25 protein-coding genes and 1 tRNA gene are annotated in these 25225 nt (G+C 42.2%); 11 read left to right on the top strand and 15 right to left on the bottom strand.

All coding sequences use genetic code 11. The annotated features are described in order from the left end of the window. Window positions 1-6 precede the first annotated feature (6 nt). The 6 genes from mnmA to CYP43_RS09805 all read left to right on the top strand — a co-directional run bounded on the left by mnmA (window position 7) and on the right by CYP43_RS09805 (window position 6030). Window positions 7-1029, top strand: a complete 1023-nt coding sequence (mnmA, locus tag CYP43_RS03225) for a tRNA 2-thiouridine(34) synthase MnmA (protein WP_084108657.1) — start codon at window positions 7-9, stop codon at window positions 1027-1029. Window positions 1030-1141: 112 nt separating this feature from the next. Then, window positions 1142-1216: transfer RNA gene (locus tag CYP43_RS03230), tRNA-Asn, on the top strand. A gap of 333 nt (window positions 1217-1549) precedes the next feature. Further along, the gene (locus CYP43_RS03235) at window positions 1550-1816 is read left to right on the top strand and encodes a helix-turn-helix transcriptional regulator (RefSeq protein ID WP_084040956.1); all 267 of its coding nucleotides are present in this window, start codon (window positions 1550-1552) and stop codon (window positions 1814-1816) included. Window positions 1817-1850: 34 nt separating this feature from the next. Then, the gene (locus CYP43_RS09645) at window positions 1851-2273 is read left to right on the top strand and encodes a hypothetical protein (RefSeq protein ID WP_258032148.1); all 423 of its coding nucleotides are present in this window, start codon (window positions 1851-1853) and stop codon (window positions 2271-2273) included. 224 nt (window positions 2274-2497) lie between these two features. Beyond that, window positions 2498-3424 carry a hypothetical protein gene (locus CYP43_RS09650; RefSeq protein ID WP_258032149.1) on the top strand — a complete coding sequence of 309 codons (927 nt, stop codon included), beginning with the start codon at window positions 2498-2500 and terminating at the stop codon, window positions 3422-3424. A gap of 362 nt (window positions 3425-3786) precedes the next feature. After that, window positions 3787-6030: a molybdopterin oxidoreductase family protein gene (locus CYP43_RS09805; RefSeq protein WP_345917494.1), complete on the top strand. Its 2244-nt coding sequence runs from the start codon at window positions 3787-3789 to the stop codon at window positions 6028-6030. 197 nt (window positions 6031-6227) lie between these two features. On the opposite strand, the gene fdh3B is transcribed toward CYP43_RS09805, so the two are convergent. The 6 genes from fdh3B to tupB all read right to left on the bottom strand — a co-directional run bounded on the left by fdh3B (window position 6228) and on the right by tupB (window position 12656). Further along, window positions 6228-6869, bottom strand: coding sequence for a formate dehydrogenase FDH3 subunit beta (fdh3B, locus tag CYP43_RS03255; RefSeq protein ID WP_072594742.1), 642 nt, complete (start codon window positions 6867-6869; stop codon window positions 6228-6230). A gap of 1 nt (window position 6870) precedes the next feature. Beyond that, the gene (locus CYP43_RS03260) at window positions 6871-9681 is read right to left on the bottom strand and encodes a molybdopterin-dependent oxidoreductase (RefSeq protein WP_103582565.1); all 2811 of its coding nucleotides are present in this window, start codon (window positions 9679-9681) and stop codon (window positions 6871-6873) included. A gap of 46 nt (window positions 9682-9727) precedes the next feature. Beyond that, window positions 9728-9904 carry a twin-arginine translocation signal domain-containing protein gene (locus CYP43_RS03265; RefSeq protein WP_084040950.1) on the bottom strand — a complete coding sequence of 59 codons (177 nt, stop codon included), beginning with the start codon at window positions 9902-9904 and terminating at the stop codon, window positions 9728-9730. Further along, complete coding sequence (locus CYP43_RS03270) at window positions 9891-10616, bottom strand: TorD/DmsD family molecular chaperone (protein ID WP_103582476.1); 726 nt, start codon at window positions 10614-10616, stop codon at window positions 9891-9893. Before CYP43_RS03270 ends, CYP43_RS03265 begins: the two co-directional genes overlap by 14 nt. A 300-nt stretch (window positions 10617-10916) precedes the next feature. Beyond that, window positions 10917-11870, bottom strand: coding sequence for a tungstate ABC transporter ATP-binding protein TupC (tupC, locus tag CYP43_RS03275; RefSeq protein WP_103582477.1), 954 nt, complete (start codon window positions 11868-11870; stop codon window positions 10917-10919). Window positions 11871-11963: 93 nt separating this feature from the next. Next, entirely contained in the window at window positions 11964-12656 is a 693-nt protein-coding gene (gene tupB, locus CYP43_RS03280) for a tungstate ABC transporter permease TupB (protein WP_103582478.1), read from the bottom strand. A gap of 72 nt (window positions 12657-12728) precedes the next feature. Between tupB and tupA the strand changes: the two genes are divergently transcribed. Further along, entirely contained in the window at window positions 12729-13547 is an 819-nt protein-coding gene (tupA, locus tag CYP43_RS03285) for a tungstate ABC transporter substrate-binding protein TupA (protein ID WP_103582479.1), read from the top strand. 87 nt (window positions 13548-13634) lie between these two features. On the opposite strand, the gene CYP43_RS03290 is transcribed toward tupA, so the two are convergent. The 9 genes from CYP43_RS03290 to CYP43_RS09470 all read right to left on the bottom strand — a co-directional run bounded on the left by CYP43_RS03290 (window position 13635) and on the right by CYP43_RS09470 (window position 21141). Continuing rightward, a complete protein-coding gene (locus CYP43_RS03290) occupies window positions 13635-14828 on the bottom strand; it encodes a hypothetical protein (protein WP_103582480.1) in 1194 nt (397 codons plus the stop codon). Between the two features lie 70 nt (window positions 14829-14898). After that, on the bottom strand, window positions 14899-16227 hold the full coding sequence (locus CYP43_RS03295) for an aminotransferase class V-fold PLP-dependent enzyme (RefSeq protein ID WP_103582481.1): 1329 nt from the start codon (window positions 16225-16227) through the stop codon (window positions 14899-14901). Window positions 16228-16410: 183 nt separating this feature from the next. Then, window positions 16411-16599, bottom strand: a complete 189-nt coding sequence (locus CYP43_RS03300) for a hypothetical protein (RefSeq protein WP_004321084.1) — start codon at window positions 16597-16599, stop codon at window positions 16411-16413. A 27-nt stretch (window positions 16600-16626) separates the two neighbouring features. Continuing rightward, entirely contained in the window at window positions 16627-17394 is a 768-nt protein-coding gene (locus tag CYP43_RS03305) for a winged helix-turn-helix domain-containing protein (RefSeq protein ID WP_103582482.1), read from the bottom strand. Beyond that, the gene (fdhD, locus tag CYP43_RS03310) at window positions 17387-18169 is read right to left on the bottom strand and encodes a formate dehydrogenase accessory sulfurtransferase FdhD (RefSeq protein WP_103582483.1); all 783 of its coding nucleotides are present in this window, start codon (window positions 18167-18169) and stop codon (window positions 17387-17389) included. Before fdhD ends, CYP43_RS03305 begins: the two co-directional genes overlap by 8 nt. A gap of 1126 nt (window positions 18170-19295) precedes the next feature. After that, window positions 19296-19568 carry a helix-turn-helix domain-containing protein gene (locus CYP43_RS03320; RefSeq protein WP_103582485.1) on the bottom strand — a complete coding sequence of 91 codons (273 nt, stop codon included), beginning with the start codon at window positions 19566-19568 and terminating at the stop codon, window positions 19296-19298. Continuing rightward, a complete protein-coding gene (locus CYP43_RS03325; protein WP_103582486.1) occupies window positions 19555-19884 on the bottom strand; it encodes a type II toxin-antitoxin system RelE/ParE family toxin in 330 nt (109 codons plus the stop codon). Before CYP43_RS03325 ends, CYP43_RS03320 begins: the two co-directional genes overlap by 14 nt. 153 nt (window positions 19885-20037) lie before the next feature. Continuing rightward, entirely contained in the window at window positions 20038-20919 is an 882-nt protein-coding gene (locus CYP43_RS03330) for a tyrosine-type recombinase/integrase (RefSeq protein ID WP_180998633.1), read from the bottom strand. Between the two features lie 78 nt (window positions 20920-20997). After that, window positions 20998-21141 carry a hypothetical protein gene (locus CYP43_RS09470; protein ID WP_180998634.1) on the bottom strand — a complete coding sequence of 48 codons (144 nt, stop codon included), beginning with the start codon at window positions 21139-21141 and terminating at the stop codon, window positions 20998-21000. 439 nt (window positions 21142-21580) lie between these two features. On the opposite strand from CYP43_RS09470, the gene CYP43_RS03335 reads away from it, so the two are divergent. The 4 genes from CYP43_RS03335 to CYP43_RS03350 are packed head-to-tail and all read left to right on the top strand — an operon-like array spanning window position 21581 to window position 24781. Further along, the gene (locus CYP43_RS03335; protein ID WP_103582487.1) at window positions 21581-22066 is read left to right on the top strand and encodes a PepSY domain-containing protein; all 486 of its coding nucleotides are present in this window, start codon (window positions 21581-21583) and stop codon (window positions 22064-22066) included. Between the two features lie 46 nt (window positions 22067-22112). Beyond that, window positions 22113-22751: a hypothetical protein gene (locus CYP43_RS03340; protein WP_103582488.1), complete on the top strand. Its 639-nt coding sequence runs from the start codon at window positions 22113-22115 to the stop codon at window positions 22749-22751. Between the two features lie 32 nt (window positions 22752-22783). Further along, window positions 22784-23401: a response regulator transcription factor gene (locus CYP43_RS03345; protein WP_258032150.1), complete on the top strand. Its 618-nt coding sequence runs from the start codon at window positions 22784-22786 to the stop codon at window positions 23399-23401. A 24-nt stretch (window positions 23402-23425) separates the two neighbouring features. Beyond that, window positions 23426-24781, top strand: coding sequence for a HAMP domain-containing sensor histidine kinase (locus tag CYP43_RS03350; RefSeq protein WP_103582489.1), 1356 nt, complete (start codon window positions 23426-23428; stop codon window positions 24779-24781). Window positions 24782-25225: the final 444 nt, after the last annotated feature.

Consider the following 25225-nt stretch of genomic DNA (forward strand, 5'->3'; position numbering starts at 1 on the left):
AAAAATATGAAAGTAATGGTCGCAATGAGCGGTGGTGTAGATAGCACTATGACGGCTAAATTTCTGCAAGAAGCTGGTCATGAAGTGCAAGGTTGCTATATGATGCTGCATCAAAAGCCAGGATATCACGAAGAAAATATCAGAAAAGTAAAAAAAGTAGGCGAGTATCTTGGCATAAAGGTACATATTTTGGATCTTCAAGATAAATTTAACGAGTTTGTCTATGATCCTTTTGTGAAGCTCTATAAAGAGGGCAAGACGCCAAATCCTTGTGCTTTGTGCAATAAATTTATAAAGCTTGGTGCGTTGCTTGATTTTGCAAAGGCAAATGGCTGTGAGAAGCTTGCTACTGGGCATTATGTGCAAGTTATTGATGGATTTATCACATGTGCAAAAGATCCTAGCAAGGATCAAAGCTACTTTTTAGCCCAAGTGCCAAAAGAGATATTAAAAGATGTTATTTTCCCGCTTGGGGATAAATTTAAAAAAGATATAAAAGAGCTTGCAAGAAGTGTAAAAGTACTTGAAGAATTTGCTACGCAGGCAGAAAGTAGTGAAATTTGCTTTGTGGAAGATACCTATATCGAAGTTTTAAATAAGCATTACAATACAAATTTGCCAGGAAATGTAGTTGATAAAGATGGCAAAATAATCGGCCGCCACCAAGGCTATATGCACTATACTATCGGCAAGCGCCGTGGTTTTGAGGTTTTTGGCGCCCATGAGCCACATTTTGTTATAAAGATAAATGCCGATAAAAATGAGATCGTTGTAGGAACAAAAGATGACTTGGCTCAAAAGGTAGTCGAGCTTGAAAACGTAAATTTATTTATAGATAAAGATAAATTTGAGTGCGAAACCAAGATAAGATATAGAAGCCCTAAACTTGATGCTTTTGTTGAGGTTGATAAAGAGAATAAAACAGCGAAACTAACGCTAAATCAAAATGCACTTGGTGTGGCACAAGGCCAGCTTTGTGTGATGTATGATGGCGATAAGGTTATTGCAAGTGGATTTATAAAAGGCTAGCTTTAGCCTTTTATAAAAATTTATTGGGCTCTGTACGATTTTTTATAAATTAAGCTAAAATTTATTGACAAAACATGTCTTTTCGTCTATAATACGAGCTCTTTTCAAGTGTTCCGGATTAGCTCAGCGGTAGAGTAGGTGACTGTTAATCACTTGGTCGCTGGTTCGAACCCAGCATCCGGAGCCATTCATCTTCAAAAATCATTTTAAAATCCCGATTTTAACGATGTTTTAAGAACTTTAAGTTTTCTTAGTTTTATAAAATTTGTTCCCTATTTGTTCCCGAAATTTTTTAATATTCCAATTTCTCGCCATGTTTTCTAAGTCAATCTAAGATGCTTTATTTTTGTTTTTAAAAACAAGAAAACATTTTTTATCCTAAATTACTCTAAAATACCCTAAGGAATCATAGGGTATTAAAAATTTTTCAAAAACTATCCAAAAACTACTCAAAATAGCAAGAGTAAATGAAAAGTACATATAATTAGTTATATAAGAATAAGCATAAGGAGAAAATGGGATGCTTAACGAACTATATAACGATGTAGAGTACAAAACGCTTCTTGAGCACATATCTAGCCAATATAAAGGAAAGGTAGTTCTAGACAGAAAGCAAACCGCAGGGGTTCTTGGCATCGGCGTATCTACTCTTGATCTTCGTATATCGCAGGGCAGAGATATTCCGCGTTATATAAAGATGGGAGATGCAAAGAATTCTCGCATAGCGTTTGCGATAACGGACATTGCGACTTATATTTTTCAAAAAAGGGTTAAAACATGCTCTTAATTTCTATAGTAGATAATAAAGAAAAGGACTAAAAATGAGTAATGCCCTTCAAATAGGTGGACACAGCCTAGTTCTTTGTGTAAGAAGCGAATTCTTGACGCTCAAAAAGGCTATTATAAGGTATGAGCACAATGTTAGAGAGATCAAACACGCCTCTAAGATCGGATATATTAGAGGCAACAGCCGTAATAATAGATACATAGTGCTTAGCGAATATAATGATAACGGTAATATGCGAGAGATACCTAGTAGCGACAAGGAATTTAACAATAAAAAATACATAAAAAAACTCTTGCTGGAATATCACGAAAAGATGAAGGCCGACTACGAAGCCCAAACTAAAATCTATAAAAACGGCAAGGCGGTAAAGAATTGTTGGCGAAACAACATGGTTGGGTTTTCCGAAGTGATCATAAGTTTCGGCACCGAGCGTCCAAAGACCCCAAAGAAGGACTAAATCAAACCGAAGTTAATTTTGTTAATGCTCAAGTTTCGCTTGACAGAGTTCTTAAATTTGCGAGATCGTACTGTGCAATATACGGCGTTAAATGCCTACTAATCACTGAGCATAACGACGAAAAGACCAAGCATTATCAGCTTATTTTTACGAACTACCAATTTGAAAACCATAAAAATCTTAGGTTTAACGGCAAGGGTGAAACGCTAAAATTCGGCAGAAGTATGCAAGAAATGGGAGGGGCGGCGTTTAAGGGCATAGCATTGCGCGGCGAGCTAGGCTCTAAGATGAGGCATAAAAATATAAAACAAATGCACAAAACCGAAAAAGAGTATAGTAATGAGCAAAAGTTTAAAAATAAAATTAGACAATCCATAGTCGATGAAGCAAGAAAGTATATAAAAAAGAAAGAGTCTATGTTCGGCAAAGACTATTTGAGATTGGAAATCGAGGACGATAAGACTTTTATAACGAGTCTTACGAATTTAGTATTAGATCAAATGCAAAATAATATAAGTATAGTTACCGACGTAGAACTAAAACAAAGGGTTTACGAGCTAACGAATCAACTAATAAACAAGGGTGAGATAATTGCAAAAAATAACGAGCTGGATCAATCCAATGAAAATCTAATCCAAGAAAATAAAAATCTAAAAGAGATTAACGCGAACCTAAACAATCAAGACAATATTATAAAAGATAGGAATTTGCAAATAAGCAACCTCTCGGCCGAGCTAATCCAAAAAGAAAATGAAAACAATAAACTAAAAAGTAGATTAGAAAATATTGAAGCTGACATAGCGCAAATAGATAAACTAAAACAAAAAGCCGATCAAAGCGATGTCCTACAAATCAAGCTCGAAGAAGCTAATGCAGATCTAGAAAGCAAAGAAAAAACAAATCAGTCTTTGAAACAAAGAAACAAAAAGCTGGAGGCGTCGCTAAGTAGCGAGAATGCCTTAAAGGAAGACAATGATAGCAAGCGACTACAAATCGTTAAACTACAAACTTCTATAAGTGGAAAAGATCAAAGAATATCCGAGCTGGAAGGAGAAGTAAAAGTTAAAGACGAAAGGATAGAAAATTTACAGGATAAGTTAACTATATTAGAAAACTTTAAAACGAAGGTTATTAATTTTATCTCAAAATAAGCAATTTAATACCGAATTTTAGTAGGTTGCTAGATGACGAGCCTAGAGAAATAAAAAATGAGATAAAAGGCAAGATGTATAGTAGAGGTGAGATGGGGATACAAGCAAGTTATCGGCAGCAAGAAATCTTTAATAGATTGTTATAGAGTGGTACCGGTAGGACAAATTTTATCAAAATGACTAATATGTGATTTTGCTTTCAAAATACGATTTTAAAGGCAAATTTAGCCAAAAAAGTAATATTCTAAATTTGCATATTACTTAAATAATCCTTAAAAAAATATACTAATCTTAAAACTAAATTTATATTTGCCGTTGTATAATAATCTCATAATTTTCAGTAATACCAGAAAGGAGCGAAAATGGAAGAGATCGTAAAGACCACCTGTCCATATTGCGGTACGGGCTGCGGCATCGATCTTATCGTGCGAAACGGTAGAATCGTAGATGCCAAACCTAGCAAAGACCACCACGTAAACGACGGCGAGCTTTGCTTAAAAGGAATGTTCGGATGGGAGTTCGTGAACTCTCCTAAACGCTTAAGCCGACCGATGATGAGAAAGCTAAACGGCGTCTACGACAAGCACGGCGAGCTTGAAGAAGTGAGTTTTGAGGAGGTTTATGATTTCCTTGCGGATAAATTTAAATCCACCGTCGAAAAATACGGCCCAAGCTCGATCATGGGCTTTAGCTCCGCGCGCTCAAACAACGAAGATAACTACGTTTTCCAGAAATTTTTCCGCGCCCAGGGCAGTAACAACGTCGATCACTGCGCACGTCTTTGACACGCTCCTACAGTGGCAGGTCTTGCCAGCACGCTAGGAAACGGAACGATGACGAACGATTTGGTCGAATTTGCGACCGATACGGACGTATTTTTACTCATCGGTACCAACACGAGCGAGTGCCACCCGATCATCGCTATGCAGATGCAGCGCGGCCTTCAGCGCGGCGCAAAGATGATCGTCGTAGATCCAAAGCGCACCGATATGGCTAAAAAAGCCGATATTTTCTTGCAAATCCCGATCGGAGCGAATATCAAAACGCTAAATACGATGATGCACGTAATCATCGCCGAAAATTTGCAAGATAGCGAATTTATCGAGAAGTACTCCGAGGGATTTGAATATCTAAAAGAAGCGGTTAAGGACTTTACGCCTGAGCGTTTCGAGCGAGAAACGGGCATAAAAAAAGAGCTCATCATAGAGGCAGCTAGAATGTATGCTAAAGCAGGCGCGGCGGCGATTTGCTACACGATGGGTATCACGCAGTTTAGCGACGGCACGTCAAACGTCTTTTCGCTATCAAATTTAGCCGTTTTAACGGGAAATTTAGGCAAAAAGGGTGCGGGCGTAAATCCTCTGCGCGGTCAAAACAACGTCCAAGGCGCATGCGACATGGGCGCGCTGCCTAACGTCATCCCGGCCGGCGCGGTAAACAGTCCTTACGCACAGGAGCAAGCGCGCAAAGTATGGCACTTTGAGCTAAATCCGGTTCCGGGCTTTAAGCTAACGCAAGCACCGGATAAAATGGATAGCGGCGAGCTAAAAGTCCTCTACGTCTACGGCGAAAACCCCGTAATGAGCGATCCTTGGACCGAGCACTTCGTCCACGCCGTGCACCATCTAGACTGCTTTATCGTGCAGGATCTTTTCTTTACCGAGAGTGCGCACAAGGCCGACGTAGTGCTACCTGCCGCGGGCTGGGGCGAAAAGGACGGAACCTTTATCAACACCTCTCGCCGCGTCCAACGCACTCGCAAGGCTAGCGAGCCCGTTAGCGGCGTGGAGCCTGATTGGAAGGTCGTTTGCAACATCGCAAACCGCATGGGGCTAGAGGGGTTTGATTTTGCGAGCCCTGAGCAAATTTGGAACGAGCTAAGAGAGCTTATGCCTAAATTTTTCGGCGGTATCAGCTACTATAGACTAGGCAAGCTAGGCGGTATCAGCTGGCCATGCCCGGACGAGGAACACCCTGGCACGCCGGTACTTTACTCCGATCACAAGTCCATGCTGCCGGGCGGCAAATTTCGCTTCGTGCCGGTGCTTTACGTAGACGATAAAGAGGGGCGCGCAAAGGCTGAGGCCGAATTTAGAGCCAAGATGAATATCCCGGATGGCTACCCGGTCGGTAGCGGCGCGCTTAGCGAAGTGCCTGATGAGGTATATCCGTGCCTATTTACGACCGGACGCAAGGTCTATCACTACCACACCGGCACGATGACTAGAGAGTGTCCGGCTCTTGAATACGGTGCTGGCATCGAGGGCGCGCTCATAGAGGTGAGTCCCGATATCGCTCGCGAGAGGGAGCTAGAGGAGGGCTGCTACGCGCTCGTACAAAACAAACGCGGTCAGATCGCCGCCAAACTGCGAGTAAATCCGGATCTAAAAGAAGGCACGATATTTACGACCTTCCACTATAGCGAGGCCGACGGTAACGAGCTAGCAAACGCCGGCGATCCCGATCCGCTCTCAGGCATCACGCCGCTAAAGATGACGATAGCAAACATCAGGCGTCTAAGCGAAGAGGAATTTATCAAATTTAGAGAGCAAAACGAGATGTCGATGCACTCGGCAAATCCGTATTTATCGCCTGTTAGAGCGTAAATTTAGGGCGGGAGACTGCCCTTTTATACTTAAATTTATCCATTTTATTTTAAATTTACCCGCATTCAAATTTGACGAACTACCCATGTAAAATTTAATGAAATCAAAGAAGCATGAGTCAAATTTGACGCAGACAAACCGCGTCAAATTTGATGAGATTACTCGCTCCCGCAATCTCGGCAAGAGCGAGCTAAATTTTAAGATTTTATTTTAAGCCTATCGCCAGCATAGTAGGCGAGCTTCCAGGTCAGAGTTTGTTTTAGGTCTTTAAAGCCGTAGCCGCGAGCCTTGACTCTATCGCCGTAGATTTTTTCTATCATTGCCGATTCTCCTACTAGCAGCGCCTTTGTCGAGCACATCGCCGCACAAACCGGCACTTTGCCTTCGGAAATTCTATCCTGGCCGTACTCTTCCCGCTCGGCTTCGCTATTCGTCGGTAGCGGACCGCCTGCGCACATCGTGCACTTATCCATCGAACCTTTGGCGCCAAACACTCCCTCGCGCGGGAACTGAGGTGCGCCGAACGGACACGCGTATAGGCAGTATCCGCAGCCGATGCAGATATCTTTGTCGTGTAGTACTACGCCGTCGGCTCTGATATAAAAACAATCGACCGGGCAAACCAGCGAGCACGGCGCATCCTCGCAGTGCATGCAAGCTATCGAGGTCGATATTTCCTTGCCGGGTACGCCTTCGTTTAGCGTGATGACGCGGCGGCGGCGGATGCCAAGAGGCAGCTCGTGAGCCTCGTCGCAAGCTACCGCACAGCCGTTACAGTCGATGCATCTATCGTCGTCGCAGTAAAATTTAAGTCTATTGTTATCGTTAAATTCGCTCATTTTACGCCTTTTCTATGCGGCATAGACCGCTTTTGGTTTCAGGAATCTGAGTGTTTATATCATATCCGTAGTTAGTGACGGTATTTGCGCTCTCGCCTACCGCATAAGGCTTTGTGCCTTCCGGGAAATTACCAGTCATATCGGCGCCTTGCATATAGCCCGCATAATGAAACGGCATAAAGATGGTGTCGGGTTTAACGGACGGTACTACTCTAGCGCGCACCTTAACCTTAGTGCCCTCAGGCGAATGAACCCAGATGAAATCCCAGTTTTTAATGCCGTGTTTAGCCGCAAGCTCAGGGTGGATATCGGCAAACATCTCAGGCGTTAGACGGCTTAGATACATACTAGCTCTCGTCTCCATGCCCGCGCCGCTAAAATTTACGAGGCGAGCCGTCGTGAGGATGATAGGAAACTCTTTTGAGTAGTCCTTTGCTAGCTGGACGGATTTAAATTTCGTATCGACGCGGTTTTGAAGTTTCTTATCCTCAAAGCTCGGATACTTTTGCGCCAGATCGAATCTAGGCGTATGCAACGGCTCTCTGTGAAGAGGAATTTGATCCGCAAAAGTCCAAACGATCGTCCTAGCTCGCGCGTTGCCGTACGGAGCGATATTTTTCTCCATGCATTTTTTAGCGATGATATTACTATCGTCATGTATCCAACTGCCGCCTATTTTGGCTTTTTCATCCTCGGTTAGCGTGATGCCTAGCACCTTTTCGATATTATCTTTTTTGATCTCCGGATATCCGCCCTTGACAAACGAATCTACGGGCGCGCTACCGTCTGCGGCTAATTGGCTAACTCCGTTATGCTCTAAGCCGAAGCGGTTTCTAAAACCCATACCGCCTTGCCTAACGGATTTGTTTATATCGTAAAGTATCGGGCTGCCCGGATGATCCTCCGTCCAGCAAGGCCACGGCAGACCGTAGTACTCGCCTTCAACTACGGTGCCCGGTTTTCCTAGGCTTGTTTTTTCGTCAAATTTATCCCAGTTTTCTTGGTGCTTTTTGAGCCTTTCCGGAGTCCAACCCGTCATGCCGATAGTTTTAACTATATTTGCGATCTCGCGAGTAGCGACTTCAGGCCACTCAATCTTGCCTTCAGCGTCTCTGATCGTGCGCGTTAGCTCGTCATAGTAGCCTAGCCTTTTGGCAAGCTCAAACAAAATTTCGTGATCCGGCATACTCTCAAAAAGCGGCTCTACGACCTGGCTTCTCCACTGGCCGCTGCGGTTTGTGGCCACGACCGTACCGCTAGTTTCAAACTGCGTCGCCGCAGGCAGTATATAGACGTCGTCTTTTTTGTCCGTTATCACGCCGGCATCGTTTACGAAAGGATCTACTAGAACCAAAAGCTCAAGCGCGTCTAGCCCCTCTTTTACTTTTACTTGTTGCGCGGTAGAGGTGATACCGTTGCCGATTACTACTAAGGCTTTTATACTGTCGCCGGCATTATCTACGGCTTCGTTGCCGTTTTTACCATCAAGCACGCCCGCCCACCATTTTGATAGCGTAAATCCGGGTTTAAACATCATTTCAGGCTTAACGAAATTCTTTTGGAGCCATTCAAAATCGACCTTCCACATCTTAGCGAAGTATTTCCAGTTGGCTTCGTTTTTTGGATAGTACCCGGGTAGCTCGGTCGGCAAATTCGCCATATCCGTCGCGCCTTGAACGTTGTCGTGACCGCGCAGAATATTACAGCCGCCGCCCGATACGCCCATATTTCCTAGCACTAGTTGCAGGATCGGAGCGATACGAGTGTTTGAGCTGCCTATGGTGTGCTGAGTTAGACCCATCGCCCAAACGACCGATCCCGGGCGATTTTTGGCGTAAACTTCGGTTATCTCAAGAAGCGTCTCTTTTTTGATCCCGCAAACATCGGCCACGACTTCGGGCGTCCATTTGGCAGCCTCTTCGCGGATCAGATCCATACCGTAGACGCGGTCGTTTATAAATTCCTTATCTTCCCAGCCGTTTTCAAAGATGATATTCATCATGCCGTACATAAAAGGTATATCCGTGCCGGTGCGAATTTGAGCAAAATAATCAGCTTTAGCCGCAGTTCTCGTGTATCTTGGATCGACCACGATTAGCTTTGCGCCGTTATTTTCCTTCGCTTTTAGAAAATGTCTAAAGCCGACCGGGTGATTTACCGCCGGATTTGCGCCTACTATAAAGATAGACTTCGCGTTTTGGATATCTCCAAGATGATTGGTCATAGCTCCGTAACCCCAAGTATTCGCCACACCGGCGACTGTAGAGCTGTGTCAAAGACGTGCTTGGTGATCTAGGTTATTAGTCCCGAACATCGCTACGAATTTGCTTATATAATAGCTTTGTTCGTTGCAATCTTTTGCAGAGCCTAGAAACATCACTTGTTCAGGATTTTTTTCGCGATACGCTTTTAGTTTGGCGCCGATTTCATCAAGAGCCTCTTTGTAGCTGATGCGTTTCCATTTGCCGCCTACTTTTTTCATCGGGTATTTTACGCGGCAGTGAGAGCGCACCATATCGATGACGTCGCTACCCTTACAGCAGTGGCCGCCAGCGCTTACCGGGTGATCTTGGGCTACTTCTTGGCGTACCCAAACGCCGTTTTCTACCTCGGCGCGCACTCCACATCCAACGGAGCAAACCGTACAAACGGTTTTTACGATTTTAGAGTTTGGAAACGGATTTGCCATTTCTTCTTTTGTGGCGCTTCTAGTTACGCCGCTAGCAGCCAGCCCGCTCATGCCGCCTGCTACGCCTGCTAGCGCGGCCATTTTTAAAAACGATCTTCGCCCGACTGCGTTTGAGTGGGGCATAAGACGTAAATTTGCCTCAGACATATTTATCCTTTCTTAAATTTTATTATTTCGCTTGTTCGTAGTATAGATCCCAGTTTTTGCTTCTTTTATAAAGCACTTCGGTCTTTTTGCTTTTACCGTATTTTAGGTTTGACGCCGCTGCCGTCGCTACTCCGGCCGTAGCCGCTGCCGCGCCGACTAGCCCCGCCTTTTTTAAAAATTCTCGCCTATTTTTTTGCATTTTCTTCCTCCATAGCTTTTATCTTTCTCACTCGGTTTTTTTGTCTTCTTATGGCCTCAGATCTTGAAACTCCGTCCAAAGTCTTTTTGTTTTTGCCTTGATTTATAGGACGCGGCGCGCTTAAAACTACGCGCTCAAACTCTATAAATCCTTGCAAAAGCACTGCGACGTCTTTATAAATTTCGCTGCTTTCGTGGTTAAAAAGATCATTTATAAACTCGTCGATGTTTGGGTTTATGATCTCTTTAAAAAGCTGCTCCTCAAGCTCGCCGTATAGCTCCAGCTCGCTCTCTTGCGCGATAAATTCGCTCATTAGCGCAAACACGAAACCCACGTTGTCTTCGTTTTCTTTAAATTTAGCCTCGTCGCGCCTAATGTCTGTGCGGGCTAAAATTTTACGCACTTTTGCGCAGGCGTGTCCGACCTCATAGCCCTCGTCGTAGTAGGACAGCGAGTTTCTAAGCGGACTTGGCAGAGCGTGGAAAATTTCATCGAATTCATCCGCTAAATTTTGCGAATTTTTTTCGTCGAATTTTGCCTGTATGCGCATTATCGCAGCGGCCGATTCCTCGTTTAGAGCGTGCGCGGAGGCAAGGCCTAGCATCGCGTTTACGCCGCTAAATCTATCGGCTTCTTGGCTAAAAACGAAAAAACGCGAAAATAGCGAGTAGTAAAGCCCACGTCCCGCCGCAAATTCGCCCTTGCTAGTCATCGCCTTCCTTTATCATTTTTGTCTATTTTTTGAGATTTTTCTCGATTGTGAAACTATACTACTTTTTGGCTTATTTCTTATACTTAAAAAAAAATAAATCAAAAAAATTAATATATGCTTAAATATGCCTTAGTTGCATATTGCTTACGGCGAATTTTAGGAGGTAAAATAAATATGAAATTTCAGCATATATATTGCATTTACGCTTCATTTTGATATTTACTTTTAACTAGGCTCTTTTAACGGGCGTTAAACGAGTCTAAATTTAAAACTTGGAGCGAAATTTGCAAAATTTGAAGCTCATTCAAGCCCCAAAAACGCTCCTTCGTCAAATTTAAAATAAATATTTTCGCCGACGTTAAAATTTTGCGAATTTGGCGCCAGAGTTTTTATCAAAAAGTCGCCGATTTTGATTTTTACCAAAAGATCTTTGCCAAGATAGAGCGAAACCGAGTGCAAGATACCGTCTAAGTAGCCTTCTATCGGCGTTTTGCTTAGCATTATTTTGCTTGGATTTACGGCGATCTTTACGGCGTTACGTAAATTTTGCGGCAAATTTACGCTCGCATTTTCGTCAAATTTTAAAACTCCGTCCCGCGCGTCAAATATATTTTTGTACTCGAATTCGCACACGCGACCTTTGTGCAAAAAGACGTTTTCTTCGGCGACCGCGCTTAGCCATTTGTCGTCGTGGCTAGCGATCACAAAGCCGCAGCCGTATCTTTGCCGCATATAAAGCACCGCCTTGCCAAACAGCTTTGAGGTGCCCACGTCCACGCTATTTGTCGGCTCGTCGAGTAGATAAAGCCGCGATCTAAGCGCTAAATTTAACGCAAAGCTAACGCGCTGCGTCTGTCCCGAGCTAAGCTCAAAGTGGCGCTTGTTTAAAAAGCTCTCGTCAAGACCGACCAAATTTAACGCCTCGCTCGCTCGCTCGTCAAATTCTCCCAGTACTCCGCGGCTTTTTAAAACGGCTCTAAAATTTTCCCTCACGGAGCGTTTTAAAAGCGCGGGCTCTGGCAACAAAACGCTAACGTCGCGCAGTAAATTTAGACTCGGCGCGCTGCTTCCCCACAGCCGCACCTCGCCGCTAGTGGGCTTTTGTAAAAACGACATTACTCGCATTAGCGTGCTTTTGCCGCTACCGTTGCTACCAGTTAGCGCGGTGATTTTGGTGACGTCGATATCAAGGCGCGGGATGTTTAAAATCTCGCTCGCGCCGTAGTTTAGGCGTAAATTTCTAACGTTTATCACTTTGCGCCTTTCTCGTTAAATTTACGAAAAGACTCAAGTTTGACGCGCCTAGCGCGCTTTTTGCGAGCGTAAATTTTTCAAATTTGTCAAATTTCATCGGTCAAGCCTTTTTAGCGCGTGTATCGCCAAATTTACGGCAAACGCGATAAAGATGAGCACCAAAGCCAGCGCGATACCCATGGCAAACTCGCCTTTGTTCGTCTCCAGCGACACTGCAGTCGTGATCGTGCGGGTAAAATATTTGATATTTCCGCCGATCATCATCGCCACGCCGACCTCGGCCACGATACGCCCGTACGCCGTCGCTACGACCACCATCAGAGCATACCTTAGCTCGTAAAGCACGCAGCCCACTAGCCGCGGCGCGCTCAGGCGTAAATTTAGGATGGTTAGATAGTGTTTTTTGTCCATATTTTCCACGACGCTAGCGCTTAGCGAGATGATGATAGGTAGTGCTAGCACAAACTGCCCCAGCATCACGGCCTTTAGCGTAAAAAGCAGCCCAAACTCGCCAAACGGGCCGTTTCGCGTGATAAATGCATACAAAATAAGTCCGATCGCAACGGTGGGCATCGCAAGCGCCGTATCGCTGAGCAGTCTCAAAATCCTGCGCCCTTTAAAATCGTAAAATCCCAGCGTAAAGCCTAGCGGAAAACCGACTAAAATCGTAAAAAATATCGAAACGCTCGAAGTGTAAAGCGTCGCCCTGATCGCCGAATACGTTTCCTCATCGCCGCTAAAAAGCAGCCTAAAGGCCTCTAAGAATCCGTTTAGTAGAAAGTCCAAATATTATTTCTCCGTATGTTTATATGGTTAATTTAATATGCTATAATAGCATACTTTTAAAAAAGGAGAAAAATGAAAAAAGTAATATTAGGCTCGCTAATCGCGAGCGTTTTGGCGTTTGCGGGCGATAGCGAACTCATCATGGCTACCACCACCAGCACCGATAACACGGGGCTACTAGACGCGATCTACCCTGCGTATAAGGCAAAAACCGGCGTCGATATCAAATGGACCGCCGTAGGCACGGGCGCTGCTTTAAAACTTGGCGAAAACTGCGATGCGGACATACTTTTCGTGCATTCGCCAAAAGTTGAGAAAGAATTCGTAGAAAAAGGCTTTGGCGTCGAGAGAAAAGCCGTAATGTACAATGATTTCGTCGTTATCGCCGATAAATCTATCGCCGATAAATTTAAAGGCAAAGACATAAAAGAGAGCTTTGAGCTGATCAAAAAAGAGAATATCAAATTTTTCTCTCGCGGCGATAAATCAGGTACTGACAACAAAGAAAAAGGTATCTGGAAAAAAATCATCGGCGAAGTGCCTGAAAAAGACAGCTGGTACATGCAAACAGGCCAAGGCATGCTAGCTACTATCAACGCCGCAGCCGAGCAAAAGGGCGTGACGTTCACTGACCGCGGCACCTACATCAAATACGAGGACACCAAAAAAGGCGCGCCTGAGATGGTTATCATCAACGAGGGCGACAACGACCTAAAGAACTTCTACTCGCTAATCGCAGTAAATCCGAAGCACTGCGCTAAGGCCGACATCGAAAACGCGAATAAATTTATCGAGTGGGCGACCAGCGAAGAGGGTCAGAAATTTATCGGCGACTTTAAGCTGCTAGATAAGCCGCTTTTCACGCCTGACGCGAATACTCGCAAGAACTAATTTTATTTACGCACAAATTTGGGTCGAATTTATGGCTTAAATTTGCGTGAATCGGGCGCGCTTTGCGCCCTTTTTATAAATCAAAATTTATTTTGCCTCTTCTTCAAATTTAAACTCTCCGACGTTATTTTTAAACGTCTCAAAACATTTATTACTAACAACTTCGTCTTTAGTGTATGCTTGATATAATTTTAGTAATTCTAAAGTCGTTATTATTAATATACCTTCACTTTTTGCATAGCTTATTTGATTGGCATGTATCGGCTCCCTTTTGCCAGGCTCTATGTCGCGTTGAGGGTTAACTATTAGCAGGCCTTTTACATTGCCAGGAGACTTGGTATCGTCTTCGGCTATTAAATCAGTTACATGTTTCTTGCACTGTGCTATATTGCTATTTTTGACGTTTGTATTTATTCCCTTTATCTCTACCATAAAGTTAACATCTTCAAATTCGAATCTAAAATCTTCTTTTTTCACATCTGTAAAATGACTGTCTTTTAGCTTGAAAATATCTACTAAAATTTCCTTCACTACACCAACTAGCTCATCTCCTGTTGAATATAGGATTGATTTAAATCTATTATTTTTAGATATTTCTTTTTCTAATACATCAAGTTGTTTTAATATTTCATCTTTTTCACTCAAATAACTTATATTACTAAAATGCTCTATATTGTTTATCCATTCCGGAGCTACAGACTTCTGATATTTAGACAATATAAAATAGAGAACCGCGCGAGCCGCATTATTGTCTTTTATGTCTAGTGTTGTTATATATACGCCATTAATCTCCAATATAACATTTTTTCCGCCGTTTGATTTTTTTAACGATCTGTGTATAGACTCATCAAAAACAAAATCAGATAAGAATGTGTAATCATCTATTTTAGTTACACTTCTTTCATATCTGATAGTTGGAAAATTACGTATCATTGGCGATAAAGAATCCGGAAAATATTGGATTATACTAGATATTTTTATATTGGAAATACTTATTGTCCAGCCATCGTCACCAATTTCTTCTGTTGTTATATTTTGTGGCATTATTATCAAAGTATTACTTTTTTTAGTTTCCTTAAGTATTTCTGATAATAAGCTAGCAAATCCTTTAATGTCCAAACATATACTTTTCCTTTTATCAGATTTCCAGAGCTTACCATCATTAAAATCTATTATATTAAAGTCAAATTCATCAAAACTTCTCGGCTCGCTTATTTTGCTTATACAAAAACTTTCATCTCTCAAAAAGCAAGTGCGTTTAGTTAGTATTTGAATCTTCATTTTATACTCCAAATAGTTTATATAATTTGTATAAATTCCAATTTTTATATATTAAATTTTATTTTTTTGCTTAGAAAATTTTCCCGCCGAACATCTCATACATCGCCTTTTCCTCGCCCCAAAGCTCGCGGTGTTTTTTGATGCAGGATTTTATCGCACTTGCGAGATATAGCACGTCTTGCTTGGTGTGCGTGTAGTGCAGGCTCACGCGCACGAAGCCGGGCTTGCTTTCTGGCATGCGCCCCTCCTTGATACCCAGCAGATCGTGAGCGTACGGCCCCGCGCACATCACGCCCGCGCGCGTCTGGATACCGAAGTCATTACTAAGGCTCGCGGCGAAATCATACGCCGAAACGCCGCGCACGTTAAAGGAAATTATCGGCAGCCGCGGCGCGCCCTTTGGAGCGTAGTTTATGACCTCGTCAATGCCTGCTAGCTCGCTCTCAAAAAGCCGCGCTAGCTCGTCCTCGTCGTTTTTTATTTGCTCGAAGCCCACCTCGTTTCGCAGTGCGTATGCCAAATTTGCCCGCATAAGCCCGATAATAGGCGGCGTACCGCCTTCCTCTAGCTGCTCTGGATTTTTCAAAAACACGTGCCCTTCGCGGCTAGCGTAGGCGACCGTCCCGCCTGCGGCAAAGGTCGGCACATCGCTGTTAAGCAGCTCTTTTTTGATCGCCAAAAGCCCGCAGCTAGCAGGTCCTCCTAGCAACTTATGCGGCGAGAGGAAAATCGCGTCTAAGTAATCGCAGTCTAAATTTGCGTGCGAGCTCAGCGCCGCGCAGTCAAAGGCGACGATACCGCCCGCAGCTCTGATTAGCTCGCTGATTTTTTTGTATTCGCTAACGATGCCCGTGACGTTTGAGGCGGCGCTAAACGAGCCGATGATGCGGCGTCCAGCGTTAATCTTCAAGATGCGCTCGAGTGCCAGCAGATCGATCTCGCCGCCCTCGCTAAGAGGCACGCGCAGGTAGTCGCAAAGACCCTCGCGAAAGCTAAGCTCGTTTGAGTGGTGTTCGTATGGCGAAACGAGCACGAGCGGAAGCTGCGCGGCGCGTAAATTCGCCTCGCCGATCGCGCTTCTGGTCGCAGGCGGCAGGTAGATGCCTAGCAGCTCCTGAAATTTCTTGATCGCTGCCGTCGCACCCTGCCCGCAAGCGATGAGATAAAACCGCTCGTCAAGCCCCAGTAGCTTTTTTAAGCTCTCTCTCGCGCCCTCGTAGCGTCGCTGCGTGATGATGGCGCTGGAGCTGCTGTCGGAGTGGGTGTTGGCGTAGGTTTTGAGGGCGTCTGCCATCTCGCGCTCTATGGGCTCGTAAGCAAGCCCCGAAGCGGTATAATCAAAATAATGCACGCCCGGTTTTAGGATGATATTTTTTCGAATTTCGTCTAAATTTAGCATTTTTTACTCTTTAAATTTGATGCGGTAATTATAGTAAATTTTCGCAAATTTAGGGCTTTTGCGGTGGAAATGATTTAGTAAATTTGGAGATTAAATTTGAGCAAGCTAAATTTAACCGCAAAGCGGCAAATTTAGCCTAATAAAGCAGAGAATCGCGAGCCACAGAGGCTCACGACCATTTTATTATTTATTTATAAAATTTTTCTCTAGCCACTCGATAGCTTTTGCCTCGGTTTCGAAGCGTCCGCTTTTAGCGACCTGATTTTGCCCCTCGTAGAAGCGAATCCTGATACCGTCTTGGACGCTATCTACCTTTACTCTAGTGATCTTGTCTTTGTTTAGATAGACCCTATCGTTTAGTTTTACGTACATTTTTTCTCCCTTAAATTTGATGTGGTTTTATTTCTTTTTATCTTTTGCGTCGTCTTTGGTCGAGTCCTTTTTCTCACCGTCTTTTTTCAAAAATAGCTCCTTAAAGCGCTTATCCGCAAAGTCCTCGATATCGTTTTGTAGCTGCCTATAGGCGTTTATGAGCTCATGCGCGCGCTCGTTTAGCGTCGTGCCTGCGTTTTCTCCGCCGCCTTGCCTAGTCGTAAAAAGCTCCTCTTTTAGATTTTTTTGCAAAATTTGCAGATGAGTCCAGCATTTTTTATAGTTCATGCCTAGGATTTCGGCGGCCTTTGAGATCGAGCCGACCTCGGCGATGACGTCCAGGACTTCGGTTTTGCCCTTACCGAATATCAGCTCGCCCTCGTCGTTTTCTATCCAAGTTTTGGTTTTTACTCTCATCTTTTTTCCTTTCTTCTCCTTAAAACACCCCAGCTGGCAGTATTTTACGTCGATTTTATAGTCTTTTAGCGTCGAGCGGATCGTCTTTAGCCCCATGCCCGCAGCCGTGTCTCTAGCGTCTTTGCACAGTATTCTGCCCTTTTCGTCGGTCATCTGTTTTAGCTGCGTCATAACGGTGTATTTACCGCGTCCGTTTTCCAGCCCGCCAAACTGCCCTAGCTCGCAGTTGTCGATCTTTACGCCCATTTTTTCGGCCTCGTCGCTAACCAGCCCGACCTCTACGCCTAGTTTTGAGGCGATCTTAAACGCCGCGCCGCAGTCTAGCCTGCCTTTTGGATTTAGCAGTTTTGCGATCAGTTCGCGGATTTGCTCACTCATAGATTCTCTCCGCGCCGCTATATACGTTTATGTTTTCGCCGCGAGCAAAGCCGCATAGCGTGAGGTTAAATTTACGCGCTATCACGACGCCAAGGCTAGTCGGAGCCGTGCGCGAGACGAGCACAGGGATGCCGTGCATGACGGCCTTTGCGACCATTTCGGAGCTGAGCCTGCCGCTCACCATCAAAAACGAATTTTGTAGCTGCGAGCCTGCTAGTATAGCTTTGCCGACGGCCTTATCTATGGTGTTGTGCTGAGCGATATCCTCGCCGATGTAAAACTGCTCGCCGCTAACAAAAAGCTTAGCCGTATGCACACAGCCAGTCATCTCGTAAAGCTCGCACTGCGTGTAAAACTGCCCCATCTGGCGCAAAATTTCGTCTTTGTTAAATTTGACGTCGGCCTTTATGGAACGCGCCGCCATAGCCTCAGGGTCGATGTTTGCCGTTGAGCTACGCCCGCAGCCGCTGATTATCACCTTTTCCTCGTCAAACTGCTCGAGGCGTTTTTCGTTTATTTTAGCCTTTATCCGCACGCTTAAAGCGTCGCTTGAGAGCTCTATACTCTCGATATCCTCAGGGCTTGCGATCAAATTTTCGCTGATGAGATAGCCCGCAGCCAGAGCCTCCTGATCGGTCGGAGTCGCCATGAGCGCGCCGAAACGCTTGCCGTTTATGTAGATCTCAAGCTTGATCTCGCGCACCAAAATATCATCAACGGCGCTTTTTTGCGCGCCTTTAAATTTGGTGATTTGGGTCGTAAAAATAGGTTGCATTATTTTCCTTAATTTTTGCGAAATGATAGCTTGAAAATCTAAATTTAAGATTTGATTGTAGTGAATTATTGCTTAAATCAAGCAAAAACTTAAACGTATTTTAGCGCGTTTTTATCGGTATCTGATGATGATTTGTATATGCGAATTTAGCATATATCTTAAGATATTTTTGACCACGATTTTATCATTATCTATTATTTGCATAAGAAATGAAGGAATAATAAAAAATAGCATAAGGCTAGAACGAGATCGCACATAACTTGCTGCATATGTAGATTAAATTTTGAAAAATTATAAATATAATTTGCGGCCTGACGTAAGACCGAGAAGGAAATTTATATTATAGAGTCGAGTCAAAAAACTAATTTTATCAAGCCGTATTTTACTGTTATATGGCCCGTGCATGACTCAAACACGCCGACCGTATATAAAAAGCCCTTAATTATATTCATTAAGGGCTTTTTATATGAAAACTTAGACATTTTGCCGATGAAAAATCATTTTCGAGCGATAAAGTTTCGTCTAAGTTTTTATATTTTTCTTTTGCTCGGTCAAAGAAAAATATCGGCCGTCTGCCAAGACCTTACAGCAAACTCATTTGAGTTTGCTAAGTAAGTATTAACATATTATCATATGTAGGGGTTGTTTGTTCTTAATATTTTGATAAATGATATCAAGTTCTAAGACTGTATGATGGAATTAGAAGCTATTGTTTTTTATTAAGTTAAAGTAAATTTTGGTTTATATGGAAATTTACTTTTATTTTTTTATTTGGTATTTTAGCACAAATTTTCAAAATTAAGATGTTGCTAGTTTCCTTATAACATAAATAAAGATTAAAGTATAGATTGTTTTTTAGCAAGAAATAAGAATCAAAAAGAAGAGTATTTTGTGCGGGGTTAAGATTATTTGACAAAACAAGCATCGCTATAATACAGCCGTATTCGTTTTTGCAGTCGTATTAAAACCTTCGATTTGGTTATGTTTTAAATATGTCCATGCTATAAGAGCCTTATTTTTCCAAATCCCAACTATCGTATCCGTAAGAATTCCGTCTTGAGAACCGACAAAGCTTAATATTTTTCTCTTCTGTATCGGTTTGAGTATTTATTAGAATTAATCTCACTTAAACTATCGCCACTCTTTTACCGCAAGCTTTTATGTAGTTAAAGAACGTTTTATACTTGATATTATACGCTCCGCTTTCTATTCTAGCTACGGCAGACTGAGTTATGCCCATCCTTTGAGCTACTTCGCTTTGAGTTAGTCCAGCCTCGTTTCTGGCGTCTATTAAAGCTTCTATGGCTTTATATTCGTCCTCCAGCGCATCGTATTGCGCTTTAAATTCCGGATTTTTTAGCTCTTCTTTTAAAACTTCTCTAAAATTAACGGTTCCCATCTCTAAATTCCTTTAATCTTTGTTCTGCCAAATTTAGTATACTTTTAGGCGTTTTTTGCGTTTTTTTAACAAAAGTTAGCAGGATTATTATCATTTTGCCGATTTCATAACAATATATGCTTCTAGTTATACCTTCATCAGACTTTATGCGTATCTCAAATAGTCCGCCTTTTAGGCTTTTGGTATACGGCTCTCCTAAGCTATTGCCTCTAGTTTCTAAAAGCTCGAACATTTTATAGCCTCTTTGTCCAAGTCCTACGGGTAATCCTAAGAACTCATCTTTTATGGCTTCGTTTGCAAATTCTATGCTCCACATCGTAACCCTTTTATGTGACTAAGTCTTATTATACCATATATGATATAAAATGCAGTTTGTTTTATATGCTTATTGCTAAATAAACAACTTGATATAAAATTATTCATAAAGCCTCTCCACCATCTCTCTTCCGCTACCTGGCATCAGCTTAGCTTATCTTAGGGTGTGATTGATATCCGAGTGATTCATTAGCTTTTTTATCGTTAGTATCGGAGTGCCCTTTATGGCAAGATGCGAAGCGAATGTATGTCTAAGCGTATGGATAACTACTCTATTAGTAGCATCTCTTATATCTAAATTTTGATTAAAAAGCTTATTAAGTAGCGGCTGCAAGACGTTTTGAATAGTAGCTTTTGGTTTATTTACCAAAAAGTTGTTCGGGGATAGGGCAGTATAAATTTGATTGATCATCTCCAAAGCCCTTTTGCTTAAAAACCCCGTATACGTGCTCTTTGTCTTAAAATCACTTATGGTGACCGACTTGGTAGATAGTGCTAAATCCTTTTTCTTGATATTTAAAATTCCTTCTAATCTAGCTCCCGTACATAAAGCAAGCTCAACGAATAGCCCTAGGGCGAAGTCTTCTTTGACAGCTACTTCTTTGCGCAAAAGTTCTATCTCTATAAGCTCTAAAAACCTTTCTCGTTTGTTGTTTGGCTTTTTTAGCTCTATCTTATATGGGCTAATATGATTAATAAGATCATTTTTTATAGCGTGGTTAAAAATCGTCCTAACGATACCCATGATGGCGTCGATCCTGGATTGCGACAGCTTTCGTTTTGTTTTAGGTGAGATTATTTGAGAAATATCTTTATGATGCTTATTTATCATCTCGGGCGTCATTTGCGTCGTGGCTAGACCGCCTAACTTATCCTTATGGTAAATTTCATAATCCCTTCGTTGCTCTTTTATATTGATGGCGTTACCCGGTTCTTTTTCTAGTTTAAAACTAAAAAAGGCATCTGATATCTCGTCAAATTTAAGCGAGTTTTTGTTATTCTTGGCAGTTATTTTCTTGGTTATGCTATCCGGCAATTCACCGTTTCTTTGTTTGGCGTCGAATTCTTTCTTTTTATTATATGCGTAGGTTATATTTACGCCTTCGGATTTTGATCAGATTTTTACGTCGGCCTTTTTGCCTTCAAGCGTAACTCTCATATAAAAAACTACATCGCCGTTAGCTAGATTATTAAAGAAAATTCCGGGATATTTATTGACTCCAAAAGCAGAGTTGTAATTTTTAAGTTTTCCTGCCATAATACCCCCTAAATTTATTCCCTATTTGTTCCCAAAATTTGTAAAAATGTATGATATTTTAGTGTAACTTAGAATATGCTTAAGCTATTAAATGGCGTATTTTAGGGATTTATAGAGTATTTTGGAGTATTTAAGAATTATATATTTTTGAACCCAGCATCCGGAGCCATTTATCTTCAAAAATCCTTTTAAAATCCCGATTTTAACGATGTTTCAAGAAATTTAAGCTTTCTTATTTTTTGTATTTTTCCCCTTTATTTCCCCTCAGTTTTATTTTCTGTTTCAAAGTATATCGTTCTGTTTGCGGTCAAAATGCGATTAGATATTCATCTTTGGACGAAGTTAAAACAATTTTCCTTTATTCATTCTAGCTTCATTTAAGGCTTTTATAATGCGCTCATCCAAACGAAAGTTGGAAATCAAAATAAAAGGATCAAAAATGAAAAAGATATTAGGCACGGCAGTTTTAGCAGCAGTTTTGGGAGTGACAGGCTTGCAAGCAGCTATCACATCAAAGGATGCTTTAAACATAGCTGAGAAAAATTTCCCAGGCTCAAGCGTCAAAGATATCGAGATGGATGTCAAAAACGGTGCGACATTTTACAAGATAGAGTCTTTTAGAGATAGCGTTAAACAAGAGATTAAGATCGACGCTAATAGCGATCAGATCGTTAAAGTAGAGAATAAAAATAAAAAATATATCTTGCCGATCGAAGCGGTAGATTTTTCAAAATTTGCTCTTGGCATCGACGAGGCTGTGGCCAAAGCTCAAGCGCTTGAAGCTGGCTGGAGTCTTGATGAGGTAGACCTTGATAATAAAAATGGTGCTTGGATATACAAAGTAGAGCTTAAGCGCGACAGGAGCGAGAAAAAAGTGATCATAAACGCTCAAACTGGCGAGATAATCGGCAACTATACAAAGTGATCTAGCGCCCTTTTTTGGGCATTAAATTTTTATAAAGGTGAAAAAGATGAGTGAAAATTTAGTTCAAAATTTAAATGAGAAAGTTAGCAAGCAGAGTTTAGAGAGAAATTTGAATAAAAATTTAAACGAAAATAAAGTCGCTGATTTTAGCAAAAACGAGAGAGAAAATTTAAGTAAAAATGCTGCTAATAAAAATAGTTACAAAAATTTAGACAAGAGCGAGCAAAGCCCTGAAAATTTAGATAAAAATTTAAGCCAAACAGCTCCGAAATGCAAAGCTCAAAATTTCTTTAAAAATGCGCTTGAGCTTTCACTTCAAGGTGCAGCGGATTTGCTCATCTACGCAGGCAAGGCTGGAGTGTGGCTATCAAACGCTTCAAACCACCTAAAAAACGAGGTGAAAAGAGCGGAGCTATCAAAGATAAATGAAGGGCAGGCCAAATTTGAAGGGCTGGCTTGCATCACACCAGAAAGAGTTAAAGAGCTCATTTTAGAGCGCCTAAAAGTAGAGCCAAACGAGGTGGAATTTGCGCCGATCTATCTAGCAAAAAAACAAAGTTTTGGCACATTTTGCACGGAGTATTTTTATAACGCAAGGGCTAAAAATAAGGGCTTTTTGTATGATTTTAAGATAGGCGCAGCAAATGGCGAAATTTTAAATCTAAAAATAAAAAGTCAAATTTGATAAAATAGCTAGCAAAACCAATAGAGGCAAAGATGAAAATTTTAGTCGTTGAGGACGAAATAGACCTAAATAGCGTCATCACAAGGCACCTAAAGAAAAACGGATATAGTGTCGATAGCGCGTTTAACGGCGAGGAGGCGATGGACTTTACCGCCGTCGCGCACTACGATCTCATCGTGCTTGATATCATGATGCCAGTGATGGACGGACTTACATTTTTGCAAAGATCGCGCACCGCAAAGCTAGCGACCCCTGTGCTGATACTGACAGCCAAAGACGATGTGGATGACGTTGTAAAGGGGCTTGACGCGGGTGCGGATGATTATTTGGTAAAGCCATTTGATTTTAAGGAGCTACTAGCTAGGGTACGCACGCTCATTCGCCGAAACAGCGGCAACGTGGCTAATGAAATTTATGCAGGCGAGCTAAAGATCGATCTTTCAAAAAAGTCGGTCGAATTTGGCGGCGAGCAGATCGAGCTAACTGGCAAAGAGTATGAAATTTTAGAGTTTTTGATGCTAAACAAGGGCAGAATTTTAACCCGCGACCAGATCAAAGAGTACGTCTGGGGCTTCGACTATACGGGTAGCTCAAATGTCATCGATGTGCTTATAAAAAACATAAGAAAAAGCTTGGCGAGTGCGATGTGATCCAGACTAAAAGAGGGCTTGGCTATGTTATTAAGGATTAAGCAAGCTCTCGCAAATATCCCAATAACCGCGCGCGTAACGCTTTGGTACTCGTTTTTTATCATCGTTATCGTGGCGGCTCTAGTTGTTATCTCGGCGGTCGTGGCGGATGAGGTTTTTGAGGATGCGAGCCAAAAAAAGCTAGCCAAATCAGTCACCAAAATCGCCAATGATATGGATGAGTTTGAGCCATATGATGATGGGATATTTTTTATAAAATATAACGCAAAAGGCGATGTGATCGGTGGTCTAGCGCCAAAGCGCTTTCAAATTTCACTTCAAATGAACAGCGGTGCGGTGCAGCTTTATGAAGAAGGCAAAAACCGCTTTTACTACTACGATATCGCAGCTAAAGGCAAAGATGTCTGGGTCAGAGGCGTGATAAATGCGGAGAAATTTTTCAAAAAAGAGGGGCTATTTTTACTAGCGCTTGGCGTTTTTGTGCCGGTTTTATTTCTCTTTGTGCTTTACGGCGGCTACAAAACGATAAAAAACGCGATGAAACCAGTCACTACGATGTCAAAAACTGTGCTTGAGATAGGCAGCAGCCGGGACTTTTCAAAGCGCATAGATCTACCTGCTGGTAAAGACGAGCTGCACGCGCTTGCAAGCGTTTTTAACCAGATGCTTGACTCGCTTGAAAAGGTCTATCAAAGCGAAAAACAGCTCACCTCAGACGTCTCGCACGAGCTACGAACGCCACTATCTGTCATCATAGCTGAGAGCGACTACGCTAAAAATTACTCACAAAATTTGGGCGAGGCCAAGGAGTCGCTAGAGGTCATCTCTAGGCAGTCAAGGAAAATAACCTCGCTTATAGATCAAATTTTGGAGCTTTCAAGACTGGAATCTGGCAGAAATTTGGAGCTAAAACGTATAAATTTAAGCTCTATCTTGCAAAATTTAGCCAGCGACTACGAAAAGCTTGCAAGCGTAAAGGATCTAAAATTTAACTGCATGATAGCACCAGATGCCGTAATCCTCGGCGATGAGCTGATGATATCAAGGCTGGTGGATAACTTTTTAAGCAATGCTCTTAAATTTGCTTCGGCCAAGATCGAGCTAAATTTAAGCGTGTCAAAAACGCATGCGCTTGTGTCTGTAAAAGACGATGGCATGGGCATCTCTAAAAACGATAGCGAGCTAATCTGGAATAAATTTTATCAAGTTGAAAGCTCAAGAAACAAAAGCCAAAACAGAGGCAGTGGCCTTGGTCTGGCCATCGCTGCAAATATAGCTAAAATTCACAGCGCAAAGCTTGGCGTAAAAAGTGAAGCTAGAGCTGGAAGCGAATTTTGGGCAGAATTTGAGCTTGTAAATTTAAAAGAAGTGAAAATTTAGGCAGTTTGCTAAGACAAAATTTATGAAATAGCAAATAAATACGAGTATAAATTTAAACGCCGCATAAAACGGCGTCTATATTTTTAAAACAAAGTTAAAGTCATAAACTTTTACAGAAATTTCATGGTTAGGTTGCTTCAAAAAGAGCTCTTAGGGCATGCTCATATCATAAGCATCAATAAAGACTATCAAAGCTACGAGATAGATGAAGATAGTAGCGGTTGAGGTCTATATAGTAAGTAAAGCATTAAGATACGTGATTAAAAGCCTATTTAAAAGGCTTTTAAAAGAGTTTGTAAAAAGATATTTTTCAAAGTAATGTAAAGAATTTTCGCCACTTTGTTTTTGAGCAAAGCTTGCTCTAACTGCAAATTAACCACACTTCTTAATGTCTTTTTATAACTTTGATATCTAACAAAATTTACAAAATTTAGCCGAGAGCCA

It is taken from the genome of Campylobacter concisus, assembly GCF_002913045.1.
GTDB lineage: Bacteria > Campylobacterota > Campylobacteria > Campylobacterales > Campylobacteraceae > Campylobacter_A > Campylobacter_A concisus_AP.

What these genes read in the sequence shown, in the direction of transcription:
- CYP43_RS03335 (WP_103582487.1), top strand. Translation starts at nt 21,581, where the DNA reads ATGAAAAAGATATTAGGCACGGCAGTTTTAGCAGCAGTTTTGGGAGTG.
- fdhD (WP_103582483.1), bottom strand. Translation starts at nt 18,169, where the DNA reads ATGCAACCTATTTTTACGACCCAAATCACCAAATTTAAAGGCGCGCAA.
- CYP43_RS03290 (WP_103582480.1), bottom strand. Translation starts at nt 14,828, where the DNA reads ATGAAGATTCAAATACTAACTAAACGCACTTGCTTTTTGAGAGATGAA.
- CYP43_RS03350 (WP_103582489.1), top strand. Translation starts at nt 23,426, where the DNA reads ATGTTATTAAGGATTAAGCAAGCTCTCGCAAATATCCCAATAACCGCG.
- CYP43_RS03340 (WP_103582488.1), top strand. Translation starts at nt 22,113, where the DNA reads ATGAGTGAAAATTTAGTTCAAAATTTAAATGAGAAAGTTAGCAAGCAG.
- mnmA (WP_084108657.1), top strand. Translation starts at nt 7, where the DNA reads ATGAAAGTAATGGTCGCAATGAGCGGTGGTGTAGATAGCACTATGACG.
- CYP43_RS03265 (WP_084040950.1), bottom strand. Translation starts at nt 9,904, where the DNA reads ATGCAAAAAAATAGGCGAGAATTTTTAAAAAAGGCGGGGCTAGTCGGC.
- CYP43_RS03325 (WP_103582486.1), bottom strand. Translation starts at nt 19,884, where the DNA reads ATGTGGAGCATAGAATTTGCAAACGAAGCCATAAAAGATGAGTTCTTA.
- tupA (WP_103582479.1), top strand. Translation starts at nt 12,729, where the DNA reads ATGAAAAAAGTAATATTAGGCTCGCTAATCGCGAGCGTTTTGGCGTTT.
- CYP43_RS03295 (WP_103582481.1), bottom strand. Translation starts at nt 16,227, where the DNA reads ATGCTAAATTTAGACGAAATTCGAAAAAATATCATCCTAAAACCGGGC.
- fdh3B (WP_072594742.1), bottom strand. Translation starts at nt 6,869, where the DNA reads ATGAGCGAATTTAACGATAACAATAGACTTAAATTTTACTGCGACGAC.
- CYP43_RS03300 (WP_004321084.1), bottom strand. Translation starts at nt 16,599, where the DNA reads ATGTACGTAAAACTAAACGATAGGGTCTATCTAAACAAAGACAAGATC.
- CYP43_RS03345 (WP_258032150.1), top strand. Translation starts at nt 22,784, where the DNA reads ATGAAAATTTTAGTCGTTGAGGACGAAATAGACCTAAATAGCGTCATC.
- CYP43_RS09470 (WP_180998634.1), bottom strand. Translation starts at nt 21,141, where the DNA reads ATGGCAGGAAAACTTAAAAATTACAACTCTGCTTTTGGAGTCAATAAA.
- CYP43_RS09650 (WP_258032149.1), top strand. Translation starts at nt 2,498, where the DNA reads ATGCAAGAAATGGGAGGGGCGGCGTTTAAGGGCATAGCATTGCGCGGC.
- CYP43_RS03305 (WP_103582482.1), bottom strand. Translation starts at nt 17,394, where the DNA reads ATGAGTGAGCAAATCCGCGAACTGATCGCAAAACTGCTAAATCCAAAA.
- CYP43_RS03320 (WP_103582485.1), bottom strand. Translation starts at nt 19,568, where the DNA reads ATGGGAACCGTTAATTTTAGAGAAGTTTTAAAAGAAGAGCTAAAAAAT.
- CYP43_RS09645 (WP_258032148.1), top strand. Translation starts at nt 1,851, where the DNA reads ATGAGTAATGCCCTTCAAATAGGTGGACACAGCCTAGTTCTTTGTGTA.
- CYP43_RS03235 (WP_084040956.1), top strand. Translation starts at nt 1,550, where the DNA reads ATGCTTAACGAACTATATAACGATGTAGAGTACAAAACGCTTCTTGAG.
- CYP43_RS03270 (WP_103582476.1), bottom strand. Translation starts at nt 10,616, where the DNA reads ATGACTAGCAAGGGCGAATTTGCGGCGGGACGTGGGCTTTACTACTCG.